The organism is Kordia periserrulae (assembly GCF_003054265.1).
Taxonomy (GTDB): Bacteria; Bacteroidota; Bacteroidia; order Flavobacteriales; family Flavobacteriaceae; genus Kordia; species Kordia periserrulae.
In genome coordinates, this window is sequence record NZ_QBKT01000001.1 from 83,862 (window position 1) to 101,154 (window position 17,293).

10 protein-coding genes are annotated in these 17,293 nt (G+C 34.8%); 7 read left to right on the plus strand and 3 right to left on the minus strand.

Annotated elements, in window-relative coordinates; translation table 11 throughout:
• Positions 1–153: 153 nt before the first annotated feature.
• A complete protein-coding gene (locus C8N46_RS00395) occupies positions 154–3,075 on the minus strand; it encodes a leucine-rich repeat domain-containing protein (protein ID WP_108112883.1) in 2,922 nt (973 codons plus the stop codon).
• 429 nt (positions 3,076–3,504) lie between these two features.
• Here C8N46_RS00395 and gap point away from each other — a divergent pair, with 429 nt between their 5' ends.
• The 3 genes from gap (at position 3,505) to C8N46_RS00410 (ending at position 9,029) form a co-directional block, all read left to right on the plus strand.
• Positions 3,505–4,500, plus strand: coding sequence for a type I glyceraldehyde-3-phosphate dehydrogenase (gap, locus tag C8N46_RS00400; protein WP_108112884.1), 996 nt, complete (start codon positions 3,505–3,507; stop codon positions 4,498–4,500).
• A 59-nt stretch (positions 4,501–4,559) separates the two neighbouring features.
• A complete protein-coding gene (locus C8N46_RS00405) occupies positions 4,560–6,728 on the plus strand; it encodes an ATP-binding protein (RefSeq protein WP_245896662.1) in 2,169 nt (722 codons plus the stop codon).
• Between the two features lie 477 nt (positions 6,729–7,205).
• Positions 7,206–9,029: a hypothetical protein gene (locus C8N46_RS00410; RefSeq protein WP_108112885.1), complete on the plus strand. Its 1,824-nt coding sequence runs from the start codon at positions 7,206–7,208 to the stop codon at positions 9,027–9,029.
• A gap of 53 nt (positions 9,030–9,082) precedes the next feature.
• Here C8N46_RS00410 and C8N46_RS00415 read toward each other — a convergent pair whose 3' ends face one another.
• On the minus strand, positions 9,083–9,817 hold the full coding sequence (locus C8N46_RS00415) for a hypothetical protein (RefSeq protein WP_108112886.1): 735 nt from the start codon (positions 9,815–9,817) through the stop codon (positions 9,083–9,085).
• On the minus strand, positions 9,817–10,362 hold the full coding sequence (locus C8N46_RS00420) for an RNA polymerase sigma factor (RefSeq protein ID WP_108112887.1): 546 nt from the start codon (positions 10,360–10,362) through the stop codon (positions 9,817–9,819). Before C8N46_RS00420 ends, C8N46_RS00415 begins: the two co-directional genes overlap by 1 nt.
• A gap of 107 nt (positions 10,363–10,469) precedes the next feature.
• Here C8N46_RS00420 and C8N46_RS00425 point away from each other — a divergent pair, with 107 nt between their 5' ends.
• From C8N46_RS00425 to C8N46_RS00440, 4 genes are all read left to right on the plus strand, one after another.
• Entirely contained in the window at positions 10,470–11,867 is a 1,398-nt protein-coding gene (locus C8N46_RS00425; RefSeq protein WP_108112888.1) for a hypothetical protein, read from the plus strand.
• A gap of 82 nt (positions 11,868–11,949) precedes the next feature.
• Positions 11,950–13,491: a T9SS type A sorting domain-containing protein gene (locus tag C8N46_RS00430; RefSeq protein ID WP_108112889.1), complete on the plus strand. Its 1,542-nt coding sequence runs from the start codon at positions 11,950–11,952 to the stop codon at positions 13,489–13,491.
• Between the two features lie 22 nt (positions 13,492–13,513).
• The gene (locus C8N46_RS00435) at positions 13,514–14,101 is read left to right on the plus strand and encodes a hypothetical protein (protein ID WP_108112890.1); all 588 of its coding nucleotides are present in this window, start codon (positions 13,514–13,516) and stop codon (positions 14,099–14,101) included.
• Positions 14,102–14,231: 130 nt separating this feature from the next.
• Positions 14,232–17,000: a CHAT domain-containing protein gene (locus C8N46_RS00440; protein ID WP_158269035.1), complete on the plus strand. Its 2,769-nt coding sequence runs from the start codon at positions 14,232–14,234 to the stop codon at positions 16,998–17,000.
• Positions 17,001–17,293 lie beyond the last annotated feature (293 nt).

Here is a 17,293-nt window from a genome sequence, read left to right on the forward strand (position 1 = left end):
GAACCACTTCGAAGCACTTCCGTAACCGCTTTTAATGGTTAAAGAACCTCTGCAAATCCTTAAATAACCTAAATAAGTCTTTATATAACCTCAAAAAGATATTGACACATAAAAAAATACATTAGAGCATTTTCAAATTGTCACATTGACATATTAAATATCTCTCAAAATTTTATTTACAATCTTAGTCAATTGTTCGTCTAAAATCCCCAATCGGCTCGCTTCTTTTAGAGTAATTAATTTTTCTTCTTTATTTCCTGTAATTCTATTTTCAATTCTAGTATACATCCCATATTGATATGTCCCTAACTTAGCTATATTTTTTTGTCTCTCCAACATATTTTCTTCATTAAAATTCTCTAAGCCTGGAAATTCACTAACCACAATACAATAAACTTTTTTGTTAGATCCATCTGCAATTGCATCCATTGTTTTATGTACTTCCTGTTCTAAAATATATTTTGAATTAAAAAAATTAATCGACAACATAAAAATTACCATATCACTTTCGTGGAGTTCATACTGAATCTGATTGTGCCATTTGCCGATGGTGATGTCTTCGCAACTCCAATTATCAGCTATATCAAACAGTTTGAGTATGTTTAAATGCTTGCGTAGCTCGTCTTTGTATTCCACATCTTTTCGGGAGTAGGAAATGAATATTTTTTTCATTTTTTTGATATTTGGATTGATTAAAAGATTGTAATTTTTGAAGTTTTTACCATCAACTGAAATATACATATCTGAGGGTGTAATTACCCCTATATTTGTATTTTTAAGTAATGCTAATATCCCAATTTCATTATATACATTTTTTGTAGTTTTATTTGTTAATAGCTCATCACTTCCTTTCTTAATAATCGGAGGTACTTCCTTACCCCAATATAAAAACATAATTTCTTGAAATATTCGTTGAACTACTTTATTTATGCTAATACCTGTTCTAATTGATTTAATAGAGACGGAAATCATCAATTTTGAAAAATCTAGCTGTATCCATACTTTAAATTTTCTATCCAACGTAAAAATTAATTGATCACGCCAGTAATATTTGTTATCTAAATTTTGTCCAAAATGACAAATTAACTGATTAATAAGTCCAAATGGGATAAAATGTTTAAACTGTAAAATAAAAGTTGGTTCAACTGCAAAAAACAATAAATTATAAATTACATCATCTTCAGATGATAGTGGCAAATAATTGGGAATGATATACTCTTTATTATATTTATCAAAAAATAATATTTTCTCAGTAAGTAGTAAACGTTCCATTTCAGAGTCTATATTAAGTTTTTCAAATTCTTCAATTGTAAGTCTTCCTTTGTACTTTAGAATTATATTTTTATTAAGTATAGTTTCATGAATTTTTGTAACTGTTGCCTCAGGGTTTAGCCAAGCTACGTCCTTCAATACAGGGTCATTTTTATAATACAACAAAATTCCCTTGCGTGACAGTTGCTCCAAATCGGCTCGTAAAGCATCTTCTCTATCTTTTTCCGTAAAATCAGCCGTAACTTCCCGTTTATAATATTGTATAATGGTATTTAATGAAACTGCTTTTGAACTTTTTTTGTTAATGATATAGCTCAAAAACTCTGGAAACCATACAGGCACTTTTTTCTCTTCGGAATGTTGTGTTACGGTATGCCAAAAAGAAGCCTCTACATATTTCAGTGATGCTTCATTTTTTAAAGTTTTGTAATCTTTATTGAGCGAAATATAAAACTCGTCCACGATATTATGAGCATTGTAATCTTCTTTCCAATTATTTTTTTGATGTATATCTGCATAAGTTTGAATAAGTAATAATGGATCAGTATACTGACTGATATCATTATACTGTTTAAAAAATACATATTTTAGTTGAGCTAACCAGTAGCTTCGGTTGTAATTCCGCATACTAAATTTATTACTTCCCCCATATATGGATTTATTTTCATCACTAGCAGCATTCCAAACTAAAATATTTACAGCTTCTTGAGTAAAAAATGCTCTGTGTACACCATGATAATAATCTTGTCCGCCAAAGTCATAGAAAATAGCCTTTGGTAAATTGTAGTTTATAGTAGTTTTAGAATGTACAACCGACAATACATTTGTGCTAGTATTTTTAATAGTATGCACCTCAGAATGTTGTTGTGTTTGTAAATATTTGAGTAGTGTAGATTTCCCTGAAGCATGATTTCCTAATAACATTACTTTTACGGGTAGTTCAATGTTAATTTGATTTTCTTTTAGCTTTTGTAATTCACTTTTGACAATGTCCAAATGATTCTCTCTCCAGTTTAAATTCAAATTTGAAGATTTAATAAATGGATTCCCACTAACATTCAAGTATTTTAATTTGTTTAGTCTAAGTAAAGGATTTATAATTTTAATATCTGAAACTTCATTATATGAAATATTTAATACTGAAAGATTCGTGAGCGATTCAAGATTTTCAATTTTTGAAATTTGATTAGATGAAAAATCCAATTCTGAAAGATTCGTTAGTTTTTCAAGATTTTCGATTTTTGAAATGTGATTAGATGAAATATATAATTTTAAAAGATTGGTTAAGTTTTCGAGGCTTTCAATTTTTGAAATATTATTATTTGAAATATCAAATTCTAAAAGATTCGTTAGCGTCTCTAGGTATTCAAGTTTTGAAATTTTATTATATGAAATGTATAATTCTGAAAGATTCGTTAGTTTTTCAAGATTTTCGATTTTTGAAATGTGATTAGATGAAATATATAATTTTAAAAGATTGGTTAAGTTTTCGAGGCTTTCAATTTTTGAAATATTATTATTTGAAATATCAAATTCTGAAAGATTTGTTAGTTTTTCAAGGTTTTCAATTTTTGAAATATCATTATTTGAAATACCCAATTTGGAAAGGTTTGTTAGTTTTTCTAAGTGTTCAATTTTTGAAATTTGATTATCATTCAAGTTCAAACCAATAATTTCTTGTTCATCGTTTAAAAAATATAGGTTTGAGTTTCTCCAGTACATAATTTCTTTTTCATCCTTCGTCTCCTCCAACGTAATCCCATACGCCGCTTCCAACTCCAAAATCTCCTGTGGTTTGCTCATGCTTGTCTTGTATTTTATGTTATACGAAACAAGATACAAATTTGTAGGAAAAAATAAGTAGCTACTGTAAAGTGTTTATTAAAAATTCTAAAGATTTTAATTGATAATCGATATCGTAATAATCGTTGGCGAAAATAAAAAAGTACAGTTTATTTTTGAGCCTAAAATCTATATTACTTTACTTCGACAAGCTAAAAATGAACGCTTTTGGAGTCTGGACTTTTTTTAACCTTTACGTCTCATAGCACTTCTCCATACAATTTTCCTGCATTTCAACAAGCTCAATAACAAGAAAACCACGCGAAGTGACGGTTGGTTGTTTTTCAAATTGACTTTGCACCTAAAACTTCTAACCATCTTAACTACGAAGTTTGACAAAATATTCCATTCAAAAAACGTAATTTTACAGTTCTAAATTGAAGCATCCGCATGATACGAATTGCCATTAATGGATTTGGCCGCATTGGTCGAAATGTATTCCGCTTATTACTCAATCATCCCACTATAAAAGTTGTTGTGATTAATGATATTGCTGACACACGTACTTTAAGTCATTTGTTGAAGTATGATAGTATTCACGGTGTGTTGCCGAATACTGTCAGCCATACCGCCACCGAAATTTTGGTAGATGAACTCGTTTTTCCTGTGACGAATGTTTCAGATATTACACAATTGAATTGGCAAGCATACGATGTAGATTTTGTAGTAGAAGCTACTGGAAAGTTTAAAACCGAAGCCTTGCTACAACATCATATTACAAAGGGTGCAAAAAAAGTGATTTTATCCGTTCCACCAGAAGATGACGAAATCAAAATGGTGGTTTTAGGTGTAAATGAGCATATTTTAGACGGTTCGGAAACCATCATTTCCAATGCTTCCTGTACTACAAACAATGCTGCGCCAATGGTAAAAATCATCAATGAATTGTGTGGCATTGACCAAGCGTATATCACAACGATTCACTCATACACTACCGACCAAAGTTTGCACGATCAACCGCATCGTGATTTGCGTCGTGCGCGCGGAGCTAGCCAAAGCATTGTACCCACCACTACAGGTGCTGCCAAAGCGTTGACTAAAATATTTCCGAACCTTTCAGATGTGATTGGCGGTTGCGGAATTCGTGTGCCTGTACCCGATGGTTCGTTGACAGATATTACGTTTAACGTACAAAAAGAAACCTCTATCGAAGAAATAAACGCTGCATTCAAAGAAGCCGCAGAAACGTATTTAAAAGGCATACTTTCGTATACTGAAGATCCAATAGTTTCGGTGGATGTGATTGACAATCCGTATTCCTGCACCTTTGATTCGCTGATGACTTCTGTAATAGGAAAAATGGTCAAAGTCGTAGGTTGGTATGATAATGAAATCGGCTATTCCAACAGATTAATTGATTTAATGTTATATATTTCAAATAAATAAGTATTTTTGAATAAATTGAATACTTCATGGTGTGTAAAGTAAAACACATTTTATATTTCTTGTTTGCTTTATTCTCTGTATCGTCCATAGCACAATCTAAAGAACAAATTAAGGACAGTATAGAGCGCTCATTCATTGAAGTGTACGAATTCAAAAAGAAAGCTAAAATGAGCAGCGCACTGGAAAAGCTGACGACCATTTTAGATTTATCCGATACTATTCAAGATCAAAAAAGTAAGGCGCGCGCTTACATGCTACGTGCAGAAATTGGTGTGGAAGAAAACTACAATAATTTCAATCCGGAAGAGATAGAAGATTATTTAGTACGAGCAAAAGAACTTCAAGAAGAAATCAACGATTCGCTCGGATTGGGTTATAATTTTGTCCTACGCGCGTTAACGGCAACTCGAAATACGTCTTATAGTAATGCTGATAAATATTTTGAAGAAGCAGAAGCTATTTTTGATAAATTTCAATCCATTGATGATATCAACAAGCTGAAATACTACCGTGGATTATTTTATTTGAGTCAAGGCATCAACGGTCGCGCCATTGAACGTTTTGAAAATTCGCTTCCTATCAACGACCCGTACCAGCCAAATTACTTGCGCTCCAAAGTACATCTGAATCTGGCGAAAGCTTATAAAAACATCAAGCAATACGACAACGCAAAGTTAAATGCTGAAACTGCATTGAAAATTGCCAATTCGTACGATTTTCCTGTTATCAAACTGCAAAGCACACAAATTATCAGTGATACCTACGCTGGTTTGGGCGATTTGGAAAATGCGTATGCCTATCAAGGACGCTATATTCAAATCAAGGATTCCATCTTTAATATTAACAATTTGCAAAGTATGGCAGAAGCGAATGCGTACTTTGACAATGAATTCCACAAACGTCATATTAAAGAATTGGAGCGTCAGTACGAAGATTCCAACCAAAAAGGAAAACGGAATAAATTGACGTCTATTTTGAGTTCGGCGCTGCTGATTATTATTTCGTTATTAACGATTTCACTCTACCGAAACAATCAAATTAAGGTAAAAACCAACAATTTATTACTAAAGAAAAACTCAGAATTACAATTGGCAAAAGACAATGCGGAAAAAGCGATGAAAGCCAAAGCGCAGTTTTTATCAACCGTAACGCACGAACTTCGAACGCCATTGTATGCAGTGACAGGTTTGACACACTTGTTACTGGAAGAAAACCCAAGTGAAAGTCAAAAAGAGCACTTAAAATCGTTGAAGTTTTCTGGAGATTACTTGTTGACGTTTATCAACGATATTTTACAAGTAAACAAAATTGAAGCACGAAAATTAGCCGTTGAAAAAGCGCCGTTAAATCTTAAAAAAGTGCTGAATGACGTCGTGAATTCGCTCACACAAACTTCCAAAGAAAACAACAACAAGATTATTTTAAATATTGATAAAAGTATTCCTGAAAAGCTTGTGGGTGACTATTTAAAAATGTCGCAAGTATTCATCAACCTCATTAGTAATGCTTTAAAATTTACGAAAGATGGTATTGTTGAAATTTCTGCGAGAGTGTTGGAAGAAGATGACGAGCAACAACTTATTCAGTTTGAAATAACAGACAACGGAATCGGGATTTCCAAAGAAATGCAGGAGAATATTTTTGATAGCTTCTCGCAAGGTTCTGTGCAAATCAACCGTAAATATGGCGGAACTGGTTTAGGATTGACCATTGTGAAGAGTTTGCTCGAATTGTTAGAAAGTGATATTCAACTCGAAAGTAAACTTGGAGAAGGTTCTACGTTCCGTTTTGCGTTGCCTTTAGAAAAACTAGCGCCAGAAGCATCGGAAGCAGACATCGCTATTACGGAGAAAACCGATTTAAAAAGCAGACAGTTTAAGGTACTCTTGGTAGAGGACAATAAAATTAACCAAGTTATTACCAAGAAAATTATCGCCAAGCAAAATATGACTTGTGATATTGCAGACGATGGTTATCAGGCAATTGACTACGCACGTAGCAATCGTTACGACTTTATTTTGATGGACATTCACATGCCTGGTATTAGTGGTGTAGAAGCCACGAAGGAAATTCGAAAATTTGATGTGTCAACCCCAATTATTGCGCTTACGGCGATTTCTTTAGATGAAAACAAAGGCGATTTCCTAAAAAACGGTTTCAACGAAGTTATTTCCAAACCATTTGATCCTGAGGTTTTCTATCAGAAAATATCCAACATTCTCTCCTAACACATTAACAAATATTTAGCTATCAAAAAAACAACGATATAGTTGTTTGGCATACGATTTGTGTATTCTATTTTGAAAGCAAACAAAAGCAATCACGCTTTGTTTTCATTTCACATAAATTTTGGATTGGTTAGTTAAAAGACAAGACGAGTATATTGCTCGTCTTTCTTTTTTTTAGTTCTTCAACGAATTCTCAAGACTGCTAAAAATCATCATTTTTACAATAAATAGAACTCTATTTCAACAATTTACACGCTTAAATCTGTTTAAACAGTAAATATTGTAAGTTTTTTACTTAATTATTTTCTTACAAAAATACATATATTTATAGTACATAATATATTACTAATTTATATCAAGAATCATTACAGTTTTCTTTTCATTACAAGTATACAACTCCCTTTTCCTTATAAAATGTATCGCGCAAGCGTATTCCGAAAAGCTTAAATAGAGTAGGAATCATTTTAATTACCTATCATGAAAAAAAGTCTTAAAAAGTATGTAACCTTATGCAGCTTGGTATTGATAAGCATACTAGCCTGCCAAAAAGAAGAACAAATTGTTCAAGAAACTTCTTCTTCAAATCAAATTACACAAAAATACGAAGGTGTAGACAGCGACGAAATTAAAAATGCCTTACAACATTATAAAGGCAGAGAAACCGAAGGAAATTTTATCGGTCGTGTTATTGACGACAACCAACAACCCATAGCTGGAGCCATAGTCACGTTAGGAAACCAACAAGAAATTACGGATGCTAATGGTATTGTTGTTTTTTTTGGAGCTATTGTCAATGAAAATTTTGCATACGCACAAGCCTCAGCAGCTGGATACACCAACGGTTCGAGAGTGATGGTGCCTACGGGAAACGATTCATTCACAATTCAGTTGTTTAGCATTGAAAACTCACAAATAATAGAATCATCTGGTGGTGAAGTACAAATCGATACTGAATTTGGTGAGCCTGTAACTGTTCGATTCAATGGAGGCTTTATGGATGAAAACGGAAATCCATATTACGGTGCCGTAAATGTATCCGTTAATTATTTGGATCCGCTAGCCGCAGAAACCGCCAATACCATGCCTGGAGAATTGTACGGAATTGATGCTAACTTTCAAGAAGTAGTATTAGGCTCCTACGGTATGGTGAATGTAGCACTAGTAGGAAGCGGCGGTCAAAACCTACAAATTACAAATCCCGCAGAATTGGAAATTCCAATTCACCCAGCCCAACAAGCAACCGCACCTTCACAAGTACCTATGTGGTCATTTAATGAAGACACTGGTGTTTGGTTTGAAGAAACAGTAGCTTACAACACAGGAAGTCATTTTGTAGCTCAAGTAAATCACTTTTCTTTTTGGAATTGCGATGCGCCGTTCCCTGTGGTCAATTTTGATGCTACTGTAATTGATTCAGGTACTGGTGCTCCGTTAGCTGGTTTGCAAGTTAAAATCACCTACGGAGGATTTGCACGTTATGCATATACAAATAGTAGTGGAGTCGTAAGTGGAAAAATTCCTAGCAACCAAACGATGATTTTAGAAATTATTGATGAATGTGGTACTGTAATTCATACCATCAATCCTTTTGGACCGTACTCAGGAGCGACTTCTATTACTATTCCTGTTACGCTGGCAACGGCTCCCGTAAGTGTTTCAGGGACAATGGTAGATTGTAGTGGTGTGCCAGTAACCAACGGATATGTTACATATAAAAATTCGGCAGGACAATTATTAGGAACTTTTATAGTAACTGGTGGAACGCATAGCTATTCAGGTGCAGCTTGCGCACTTCCTCTTACTGTCATTCTTGATGGAATTGATAACAATACAGGACAAGCAGTATCAACGACTACAGTAATAGCAAATCCGACAGCAACAGCAAACTTAATTGCCTGTGGTGGAACGCCATCAGAATATATACGATACAGTATAAATGGCGGAACTATACAATATGATATTTTATATCCTGGCGGCGGAATTCAACCACCAAATTCAATTGGCATGTATGCGTCCAATCCAACTTTAGGAACATATATGTACGGAAATGTAGTTGCATTAGGCACATATCCTTTTGATCATAGCTTGTCAATACCAGCATTGGCATTTGAAGCTTTTGGAGATGTAAACGGAATTGACCCAGTAGCAACGACGGGAACTGCAGGTGCTATTCAATTTACCATTACCAATATGGGACCTGTTGGAACGTATATGGATGTGAGTTTTTCAGGAAACTACATAGATGCTTCAGGTGTATTGAGAACCATTAATGGAGACGCACATATCATTAGAGATTTTTAATTGAGCGCTGTACATTATACACAACGGGATTTCTGAAAAGGAATCCCGTTTTTTTATGGCAACTGTGATAAGATACTTTGAATCGCTTCCGATTTATACGCTGGATTGACTTTTTGTAATTTCTCTAACAGATGTTTAGCAGCTGTTGTATTGTTATTTTTGAGATGAATCAACGCGGCGTACCAAAGTGCTTCTGCTTGATAATCGAACGTTTGTGAAGTTAGTGTGTTCAATTCGTTCAAAGCCAAGTCCGTTTTCTCTTGATTCAACATAGACATCGCATAATAAAAACGAATGTTACGGTTTTCTTCGCCTGCTAAAATAGTTTTAAAAGCGGTTTCTGCTTGCGCGAAATCGTTACTTTCATAGGCTTTAAAGGCTTCAAAAGTAGCTTCTTGCTTTGAATTTCCTCTAGTGACAGGCAAATAGGTATTCGGGCAGACTTCAAAATAAGTTTCAAACATTGTGTCTTTTCCCAAATATTGATTTAGCATAAAAAAAGCACCCACAATAAAAATCGCGGCAATTGCTACGCGATACAAAACATTGAAATTTCGTTTCCCTTGTTTGTTAAGTTTATCCGTTGAAGAAATGGTAGCATCCAACGCTTGTAAGTCTTTTTTCAACGTTCGGTCGTTTGACAACTGAAACGCAGTCGCCATTTCTTGATGCGTCTCGTACAATTCCTGCATTTCTGCATCGGTGGTAAGCAATGCTTCTACGTTTGCTTTTTCTACATCCGACAGACGATTGGCAATATACTGTTGTATAAGTTCTTCTTTATTCATTATGCTTTTTTAAACAACGATTTTAAACGTTTCAAACATCTCGATTTATGACTACGCACCGTATTTCCGTCTTTATAATCCGTAAGTTCTACTATTTCATCTACGGTTAAATTTCGATAGTAAAACAATTCCAAAACTTTTCTACAACTTTCTGAAATGCTATCCAAATACGTACTTAGCGTCTGTACTCGCTCTGACGGTGTTGACTCTTCTATAAAAATTTCGGTATAGTCTTCTTCTTCTGTTTCAACGTGCATAAGTATCGTTGCTTCTTTTTTCTTTTTTAAAATTTTAAACTTTCCAATACCAAACAGATACGTTTTTATAGAACTTGAGGTCAACACCAATTGCGAATTCACAAAATTATGACGCATGGCAATGATAGCATCTTGGTAAATGTCGGTTGCGTTGTGTGCATCCAAACCATACCGTTTTGCATAATTCAAAAACTCGTTTTTATAGGTTACATAAATAGTCTCAAGCGCTTTTTTATCGTCAGATCGTAATAAATCTTGCAACTCAGCATCTGTGCTATTTCTACTCATTAGTGATTTTAAAAATTAAAATATTAACACAATTGTGAAATTTTTTTTGTGTAGCTGTTAATATTAAGCCTGTTAAAGATACAAAAGGATAAACAAACGTATTACTCATGAAACCAAAATTAAACATCCTGTTCTTAATCATTTGTTTAGTATCTTTTCAAAGCGCTGATGCTCAATTATTTAAAAGATTGAAAAAGAAAGCAAAAGAAAAAGCGAAAAACATTGAAAATAAAGTAATCAATAAGGTTGAAAATGAAGTCGATAAAACTATTGACCGAACCATTGAAGGCAGAGGAAATCCTGATAAAGGCAAACCCGCTCCTAAAACAACCAAAGATAAAAGGGATTTTGGAAACATTACCATCAATCACACACAAAAATATGGAAGTGTTAACATTACAGAACTGAGTCAAGTAAAAGTATCTAAAACCAATACTGGATATACCATTGCTGGAAATTGGTGGTCGCATGAAGCAGATATTTACGACGGATTCAATCTAGTCATCAAAACCACTACCGACTTAAAAACTACTACCGATTCAGAAAAACGTACGTTTAAAATTCCGGAAGAAGCTACCTTACAACTCGGGTATGACCCACAACTCCCGTACAATAAAGAACCTGTTGACGATTTTAAACGTGCCGTAACAGACGATTATCAAAATTACGATGTGTTAAAAGGTGAAGTTACCGTCGCTCTACTTTCGGATGAAAAAGTACAATTTAGTTTTTCTGGAAACGCCTCTTTACGAACGGTAACTCGCAAAGCCAATAGCGACGATTATTCTGAAACTTTTTACAATACTTCAATAAATGGAGAAGTTACTGGGAAAAGCCCTAAATACTCTTCTGAAGAAACAGTGACAAAAACTAACAATTCGGAAAACACATCCAATACGGGATATAGCATTACGCCAAGTACTTCTACCAATACACCAACACCTGGCGTTTATCAATTTTCGTATGAAACCGTAACAGAGATTTCCGTTCCTGAACAAAAAAGAAGTTACCGAATGTCGTACTTACTCAATCCAAATACAAAATACATTGCTATAAAAGCGGATATGAGCGAGTATTCTGATGATGAAATGGATGGAAAATCTATTATGGTGATGGACGAAGGCAATGTGCACATTTTTATAGAAACTGGCGGAATGAAAATGCGCATGTCTAAAGGAATGATGGGACAAAAAATGCAGAATCCAACCGAGCAAATGGCGAATTATGATTACACCAAACTTCAAAAAACAGGAAATACCAAAACTATTTTGGGCGCTACTTGTCACGAATATGCCATGGCAGATAAAGATGTAAAAGTTAATTTTTGGGTAGCACCAAGTATCAAACTATCCAATTGGTTTATGCAAAATACAGGTGTCGTTGACGGTTATATCATGGAATATTCTGTACAATCAAAAGATGGAAACATGACTAGCAAAACGGTGGCTATCAACGAAAATGTCAACATCACCATCAATCCGAAAGCATACAAAAAAATGTTTTAATCAACAGTAAAAACTGTCTGCATGTGCATTAGCAAACTTAAAAATGCACGTGTAGACTTTCTATAATTTTAAATCTTACTTTATGAAAAGAAAAATACTTGTATTGCTCACTTTTTTTGCAAGTGTAACCGCGTTTACACAAACTACTTTTGTTCCAGACGACGGTTTTGAAACAAGATTACAACAATTAGGACTCGATTCTGGTCCGTTGGACAATTTAGTCCTTACGGGAAATATCAATACACTTTTAGACTTTGATTTTGGGAGTTTTGTAGTGACAGATATCACAGGATTGCAAGATTTTATCGCGCTAAAAGATTTACGCATAGATGATGCTGTAGCCGATATTTCGCCAATGGAAAACTTAACTGCGTTAGAACAACTTACCATTAGAGATGTTACCGATACAACCATCGATTTGAGTGCGTTGGTCAATTTAACCTTTGTAAGTATTTCAGATGCTGCGTTTACCAATATAGACCTTTCCAACAGTCCCAATTTGACAAATTTAACGCTGGAAAACATGACGTTGGAATCGCTTACATTAGGAAACAATCCGTTGCTGGACGATGTATTTATCAACTTTGTTAATGTTCCAGAATTGGATTTCTCCAACTGTCCCGCATTGCGCTCGCTTTTGGCAAATAACAATAACGATCTTTATTTATTAGATGTGACACAATGTCCATTGTTAGAAAACATAGAATTTGATGACAATTTACAACTAACCTACATTGATTTATCTGCAAATACAGCACTCGTTGACGTGCGTGCGGAAGACAATCCGTTGTTGGAAACCATTTTTATCAAAAATGGAACCAATACCAATATTGGACAAAGTTTTAGAGTGCGCGACAATGTTTCGTTAACATGCGTAGAAGTAGATGATGTAGCGTGGAGTAATACCTTTTGGGGATTCAACACCAATAATTTCCCGGGATTTAGCACCACGTGTTCACCATCAAATGACGACTGCGCTCAAGCCGTTTCAATTACGTTGGCACAGCCAGCCGCTAGTACTACGCAAAACGCAACTAATAGTACCAATACGCCAGGTTGTGAAGAAGGTGGCATTACGATTTTAGACATTTGGTATCAATTTCAAGCACCAACTTCAGGAAGCGTGACTATGACGATTAATGCGCCGCCTTTAACTGGGAAAATTGCTTTATATGCTTCTTGTGCAGATGCGACTCCAATAGCCTGTCAAGAAGATGAATTGGCAATTACTGGCTTAACGCCGAATGCCACGTACTATTTACAAGTTTGGCTAGAAGCAAATACGGGAGGCAGAGGTTATGACGATGTAATATTAGAAAATCAAAATGGCGGATTTGTGTTAGAAGTACAAGACACCGCCACGTTGAGCGTGAATGATACTGATGCAACAACCAACGAAATTCGTATGTTTCCAAATCCTGCACAAGCGCAACTACATATTCAGGCACCAACGGACTTAGAACAAGTTTCGATTTATGATTTGTCAGGGAAACTACTTCTTCAAAATGAAAACCTGCGTAGCAATTTAGAAACTGTAACCGTTTCGGCACTTTCTAGTGGAATGTATATGGTGCAAATTAAAACTGCAAAAACAATCACGCTCAAAAAATTAATCATCAAGTAAACAATCAACTAAAAGCATTTTTATGAAAATTTTAAACCGTATTGCAATTATCACATTGTTTCCTTTTTTCCTAACTTCTTGTTTCGGCGATAAAAATACTGTTGTCGGACAAGAGTTGGGAGATAGTAGTTTTGTGAACACCAACTTTTCAGGAAACAAAAAAGACTTTGCCGCGCTTCCCAAAAACATGTGTGAATTTATTAGTGAATCCAATGTGAAAAATTTATATCCTGACGCAACAAAAGTATTGTTTGACGATGGAAAAACATTCATGACCAAAAGTTGTCGCTTTTTAGTCTACATGGGCGATGACGAATACAATTACTTGAACGGAACTATTATTGCTGTTGAAGAAAAACTTGCAGAAGGCGAAGACTGGAAAGAAACGTGGGAACTTAAAAAGAAAATGTCCAAATCGTCCTCGTTTGTTTCTGACTTAGGACAAGCTGCTATTTGGATAGATAAAAAACGTGAACTTTCAGTAAAATTAGAAGGGTATATGATTACGATAACTGTTCCTGGATCGCCATTTAACGAACAAGAAATCGCCAAAAAACGAGATTATAAAAAAATAGCTGTCGAAATCGCGAAAAATACGGGACTTTTCTAACAAATACACCAATAGAAAATATTGTATTTTTAAGCAACTATAAAAACCAATAAAAAAAGTGTACCTCAAAAAGCCATTCCATATCACAAAACAGTTTTGTTTGGTTTGTTGTCTATTTTTGATGTGCAACATGCTTGCTACAAACTCGATTCGGTTTCCTCAAAACACAACTCAGGATAGCATTCAACCAAGTATAGAAACGCTTTGGAAAACTTCAAACGCGCTAAACAACACCAAACAATTTGATAAATTGTTGGTGTATTTGGAGAAATATATCCACGATGTGCATCCCAAAAACGAAAAGGACAGTTTGGATGTTTCCGATTTGTATTTCAATCAATTTCAAGGTCATTTTTACACGGGAAACTATTTAGAAAGTATCAAAAGTGCCAACAAAGGACTTCTGTTTTGTCAACATAATAAAAGCAAACGCGGTATTCTAAATACTGGAGCTTTGTATTACAAAAGAGCGTATGGTGAATCTGAAATGAATTTTGCCAAACGTGCCAAACTCAGCATGAAAACCGCGATTGAATATTTACCTGAAACCAACGAACGCAGTTTGGATTATTTGGTAGATGCGCATGTCTTTTTGGCGAGTCAGGCAGCGTATCACGGTAATACTGTAGACGCAAAGCGTTATTTTCGGCTCGCTAATAATATCTATAAAAATCATAAAACCTATCTCGACAAAGCGCGGAACGATCGGTATGAAGTGGTATTGGCATATCGAGAAGCATACATCTTTTACAAGTTCTCTAAAACCCAAGAAGATAGCTTGCAAATAGTAAAGATTGTAAAGAAGTTAGATGAGCTTCATGCATCTCCGAAATTTAACAAACACGAACAAATTTACTACACTACAGCTTTAAACCATATTGGCGATTGGTACTTAGGTCGCAAACACGATTCTTTAATTGACGCTGACGATTTGGAAAAAAGCACCTTTTATTTGGACAAATCCATCAACTTGGTACAAGAGAAAAACTACTCGGGTGACTTAATTACGTTCAAGTATAACAAATGCAAAGCTTTAACGTATGCCAATAAATTAATTGAAGCTGAAGCATTAATTGTACAATTGCTAGATGAAATGTCACCAAACGATTATAGAAAACCGTTCTTTTTAGCACAAAAAGCTTTGATAAAAGCCAAAACAAAACAAAAGGACAGTGCATTGCGGATTTTTCATGAAGCCATTGCACACATTCATGCAGATACTACAATTTTAGCTAAAGATTATAGCAATTTCAAACCGAGTAAAGTCTACGGAGAAGCGCGATTGATTCGTCGTGTAGCGGAAAAGTTGGAAAAATTTTATAGTGATGATATTTCAGTTCAAAAAATGATTCCAAAACTGTATGAAATTGCGTTTATTCAGTTTGAAAATAGTTATGCGCGTACCAAATTCAATCCAAATCAAAATGATGTTTTGCGGAAGATTTTACACGGTTTTCTTGTTGCGAAAACAGCATATCCACAGACGGAAACCATTACTATTGATAATGTGTTGAGTCGCACAGAAACCATCATGAATCAGATGACGTGGCAACGTTTTTATCAAAATCGTTTTACGAATTCTTTACCAAAATTAGATTCGTTAAAATATAGAAACCTCAACCTCAGAACACAATTAACCGCTGCCAAAAAAGAACAAAACATTCGCTCGGTAGATTCCATTCAAGAACTGATTCAAAATCATGAATTATATACTGGCAAACAATTTCCGAATTTAGCGTTGTTGAGCGATAAAGAATTCAATATTGATTCGCTTCAAAAACATATCCACGATGACGAAATAGTCATAAAATATCTTCTCTTTGAAGATGAAATCGCTATTTTCTCAATTACTTCAGATGCAATTCGTTGGGAACTACGTCCTTGGACAGCAACTGAAATTGCATTGGAAGAAGAACTCATCAACAGCATCCGAAATCGTACGTATAATCGTGAAATCGCAGTACAACTGTCTCAAAAATTGTTGCCAAACATTGACAAAACTTATCGAAAAATCATCATCAATCCTGATGGCGAATTGTATCGCATTCCGTTTGAAGTATTGCAGCACAACGAGCACTATCTTATAGAAAAGTATCAAATTCAGTACACTTCAAACTTAGGGTTTATACATTTTGAAAACCAGTTGCAACCGACAAAAAAAGGTGTTTTGGCAATTTACGCACCAACTTATCCAAAAAGTGAAACAGCGCTTGCTACGCGAAACAGCAATAATAGTTCTTTTTTACAAGGAGCTGCCAAAGAAGCGGAAATCATCAGTAAATTGTTTCCTTCCAAAACCTATGTTGGTACAGCAATTTCTAAAAATTATTTCTTGGAAACTGCGCCAAAAGCAGGAATTCTACATTTGGCAATGCATGCCGAAATCAACACCGAAGAACCTGGATTGAGTCGTTTGTTATTTAACAAAAACAGCAACACCGACGACGATTTGTGTTTGGAAGAGTTATATGCCTTGCAGCTCAAAGCAGATTTAGCCGTTTTAAGCGCCTGCAACACTGGTTTGGGAAAAGAAAGTGCTGGCAGAAACTTAGAATCGTTTCAACGTGCCTTTACCTTTTCGGGCGTTCCTGCAACGGTGGTAAGTTTATGGGAAGTTCCTGATCAATCCACTAGTGAAATTATGGAGCACTTTTACTCGAATTTAAAAGTGGGAAACACAAAATCGGAAGCATTGAAAAATGCCAAAATCCACTATCTCAACAAACACAAAGGCACCAAATTAGCGCAACCGTATTACTGGACAGGCTTTGTGTTGTATGGAGATAAAAGTGCAGTGTCAATTGCTCAAACTTCCAACAGCAGTTGGTATATTGCCATTGCAATTATGCTTTTTATTTCATTATTTGCGTTTGTAAAATTTCGCAGGAAAAACGACTAGAAATTTTGAATGTTGGATGTTGAATTTTGAATTATTCTAAACACCTAAACTTATAAACTTTTCAACTCTAGAAAATCATAGCTGTTCTCGATACATTTTTCCTTCGAAAAAATACTCGAACTGACGTGCTGTGGAACATAAGATAGTATTGAGATATGAGTAGTGAGATGTTTTCAAAACCTAAACTCGTAAACATATAAACTTCAAAAAACAAAGCGTCACTTCGAGTGAAATTTCGCAGAAATTTTGTATCGAGAAGTGCTTCGAATCTTAAAATGTTGAATGCTGAATGT

Excerpts from the sequence above, each read along its gene's own strand:
- C8N46_RS00440 (WP_158269035.1), top strand. The coding sequence starts at position 14,232 with ATGCTTGCTACAAACTCGATTCGGTTTCCTCAAAACACAACTCAGGAT.
- C8N46_RS00435 (WP_108112890.1), top strand. The coding sequence starts at position 13,514 with ATGAAAATTTTAAACCGTATTGCAATTATCACATTGTTTCCTTTTTTC.
- C8N46_RS00395 (WP_108112883.1), bottom strand. The coding sequence starts at position 3,075 with ATGAGCAAACCACAGGAGATTTTGGAGTTGGAAGCGGCGTATGGGATT.
- gap (WP_108112884.1), top strand. The coding sequence starts at position 3,505 with ATGATACGAATTGCCATTAATGGATTTGGCCGCATTGGTCGAAATGTA.
- C8N46_RS00425 (WP_108112888.1), top strand. The coding sequence starts at position 10,470 with ATGAAACCAAAATTAAACATCCTGTTCTTAATCATTTGTTTAGTATCT.
- C8N46_RS00415 (WP_108112886.1), bottom strand. The coding sequence starts at position 9,817 with ATGAATAAAGAAGAACTTATACAACAGTATATTGCCAATCGTCTGTCG.
- C8N46_RS00420 (WP_108112887.1), bottom strand. The coding sequence starts at position 10,362 with ATGAGTAGAAATAGCACAGATGCTGAGTTGCAAGATTTATTACGATCT.
- C8N46_RS00430 (WP_108112889.1), top strand. The coding sequence starts at position 11,950 with ATGAAAAGAAAAATACTTGTATTGCTCACTTTTTTTGCAAGTGTAACC.
- C8N46_RS00410 (WP_108112885.1), top strand. The coding sequence starts at position 7,206 with ATGAAAAAAAGTCTTAAAAAGTATGTAACCTTATGCAGCTTGGTATTG.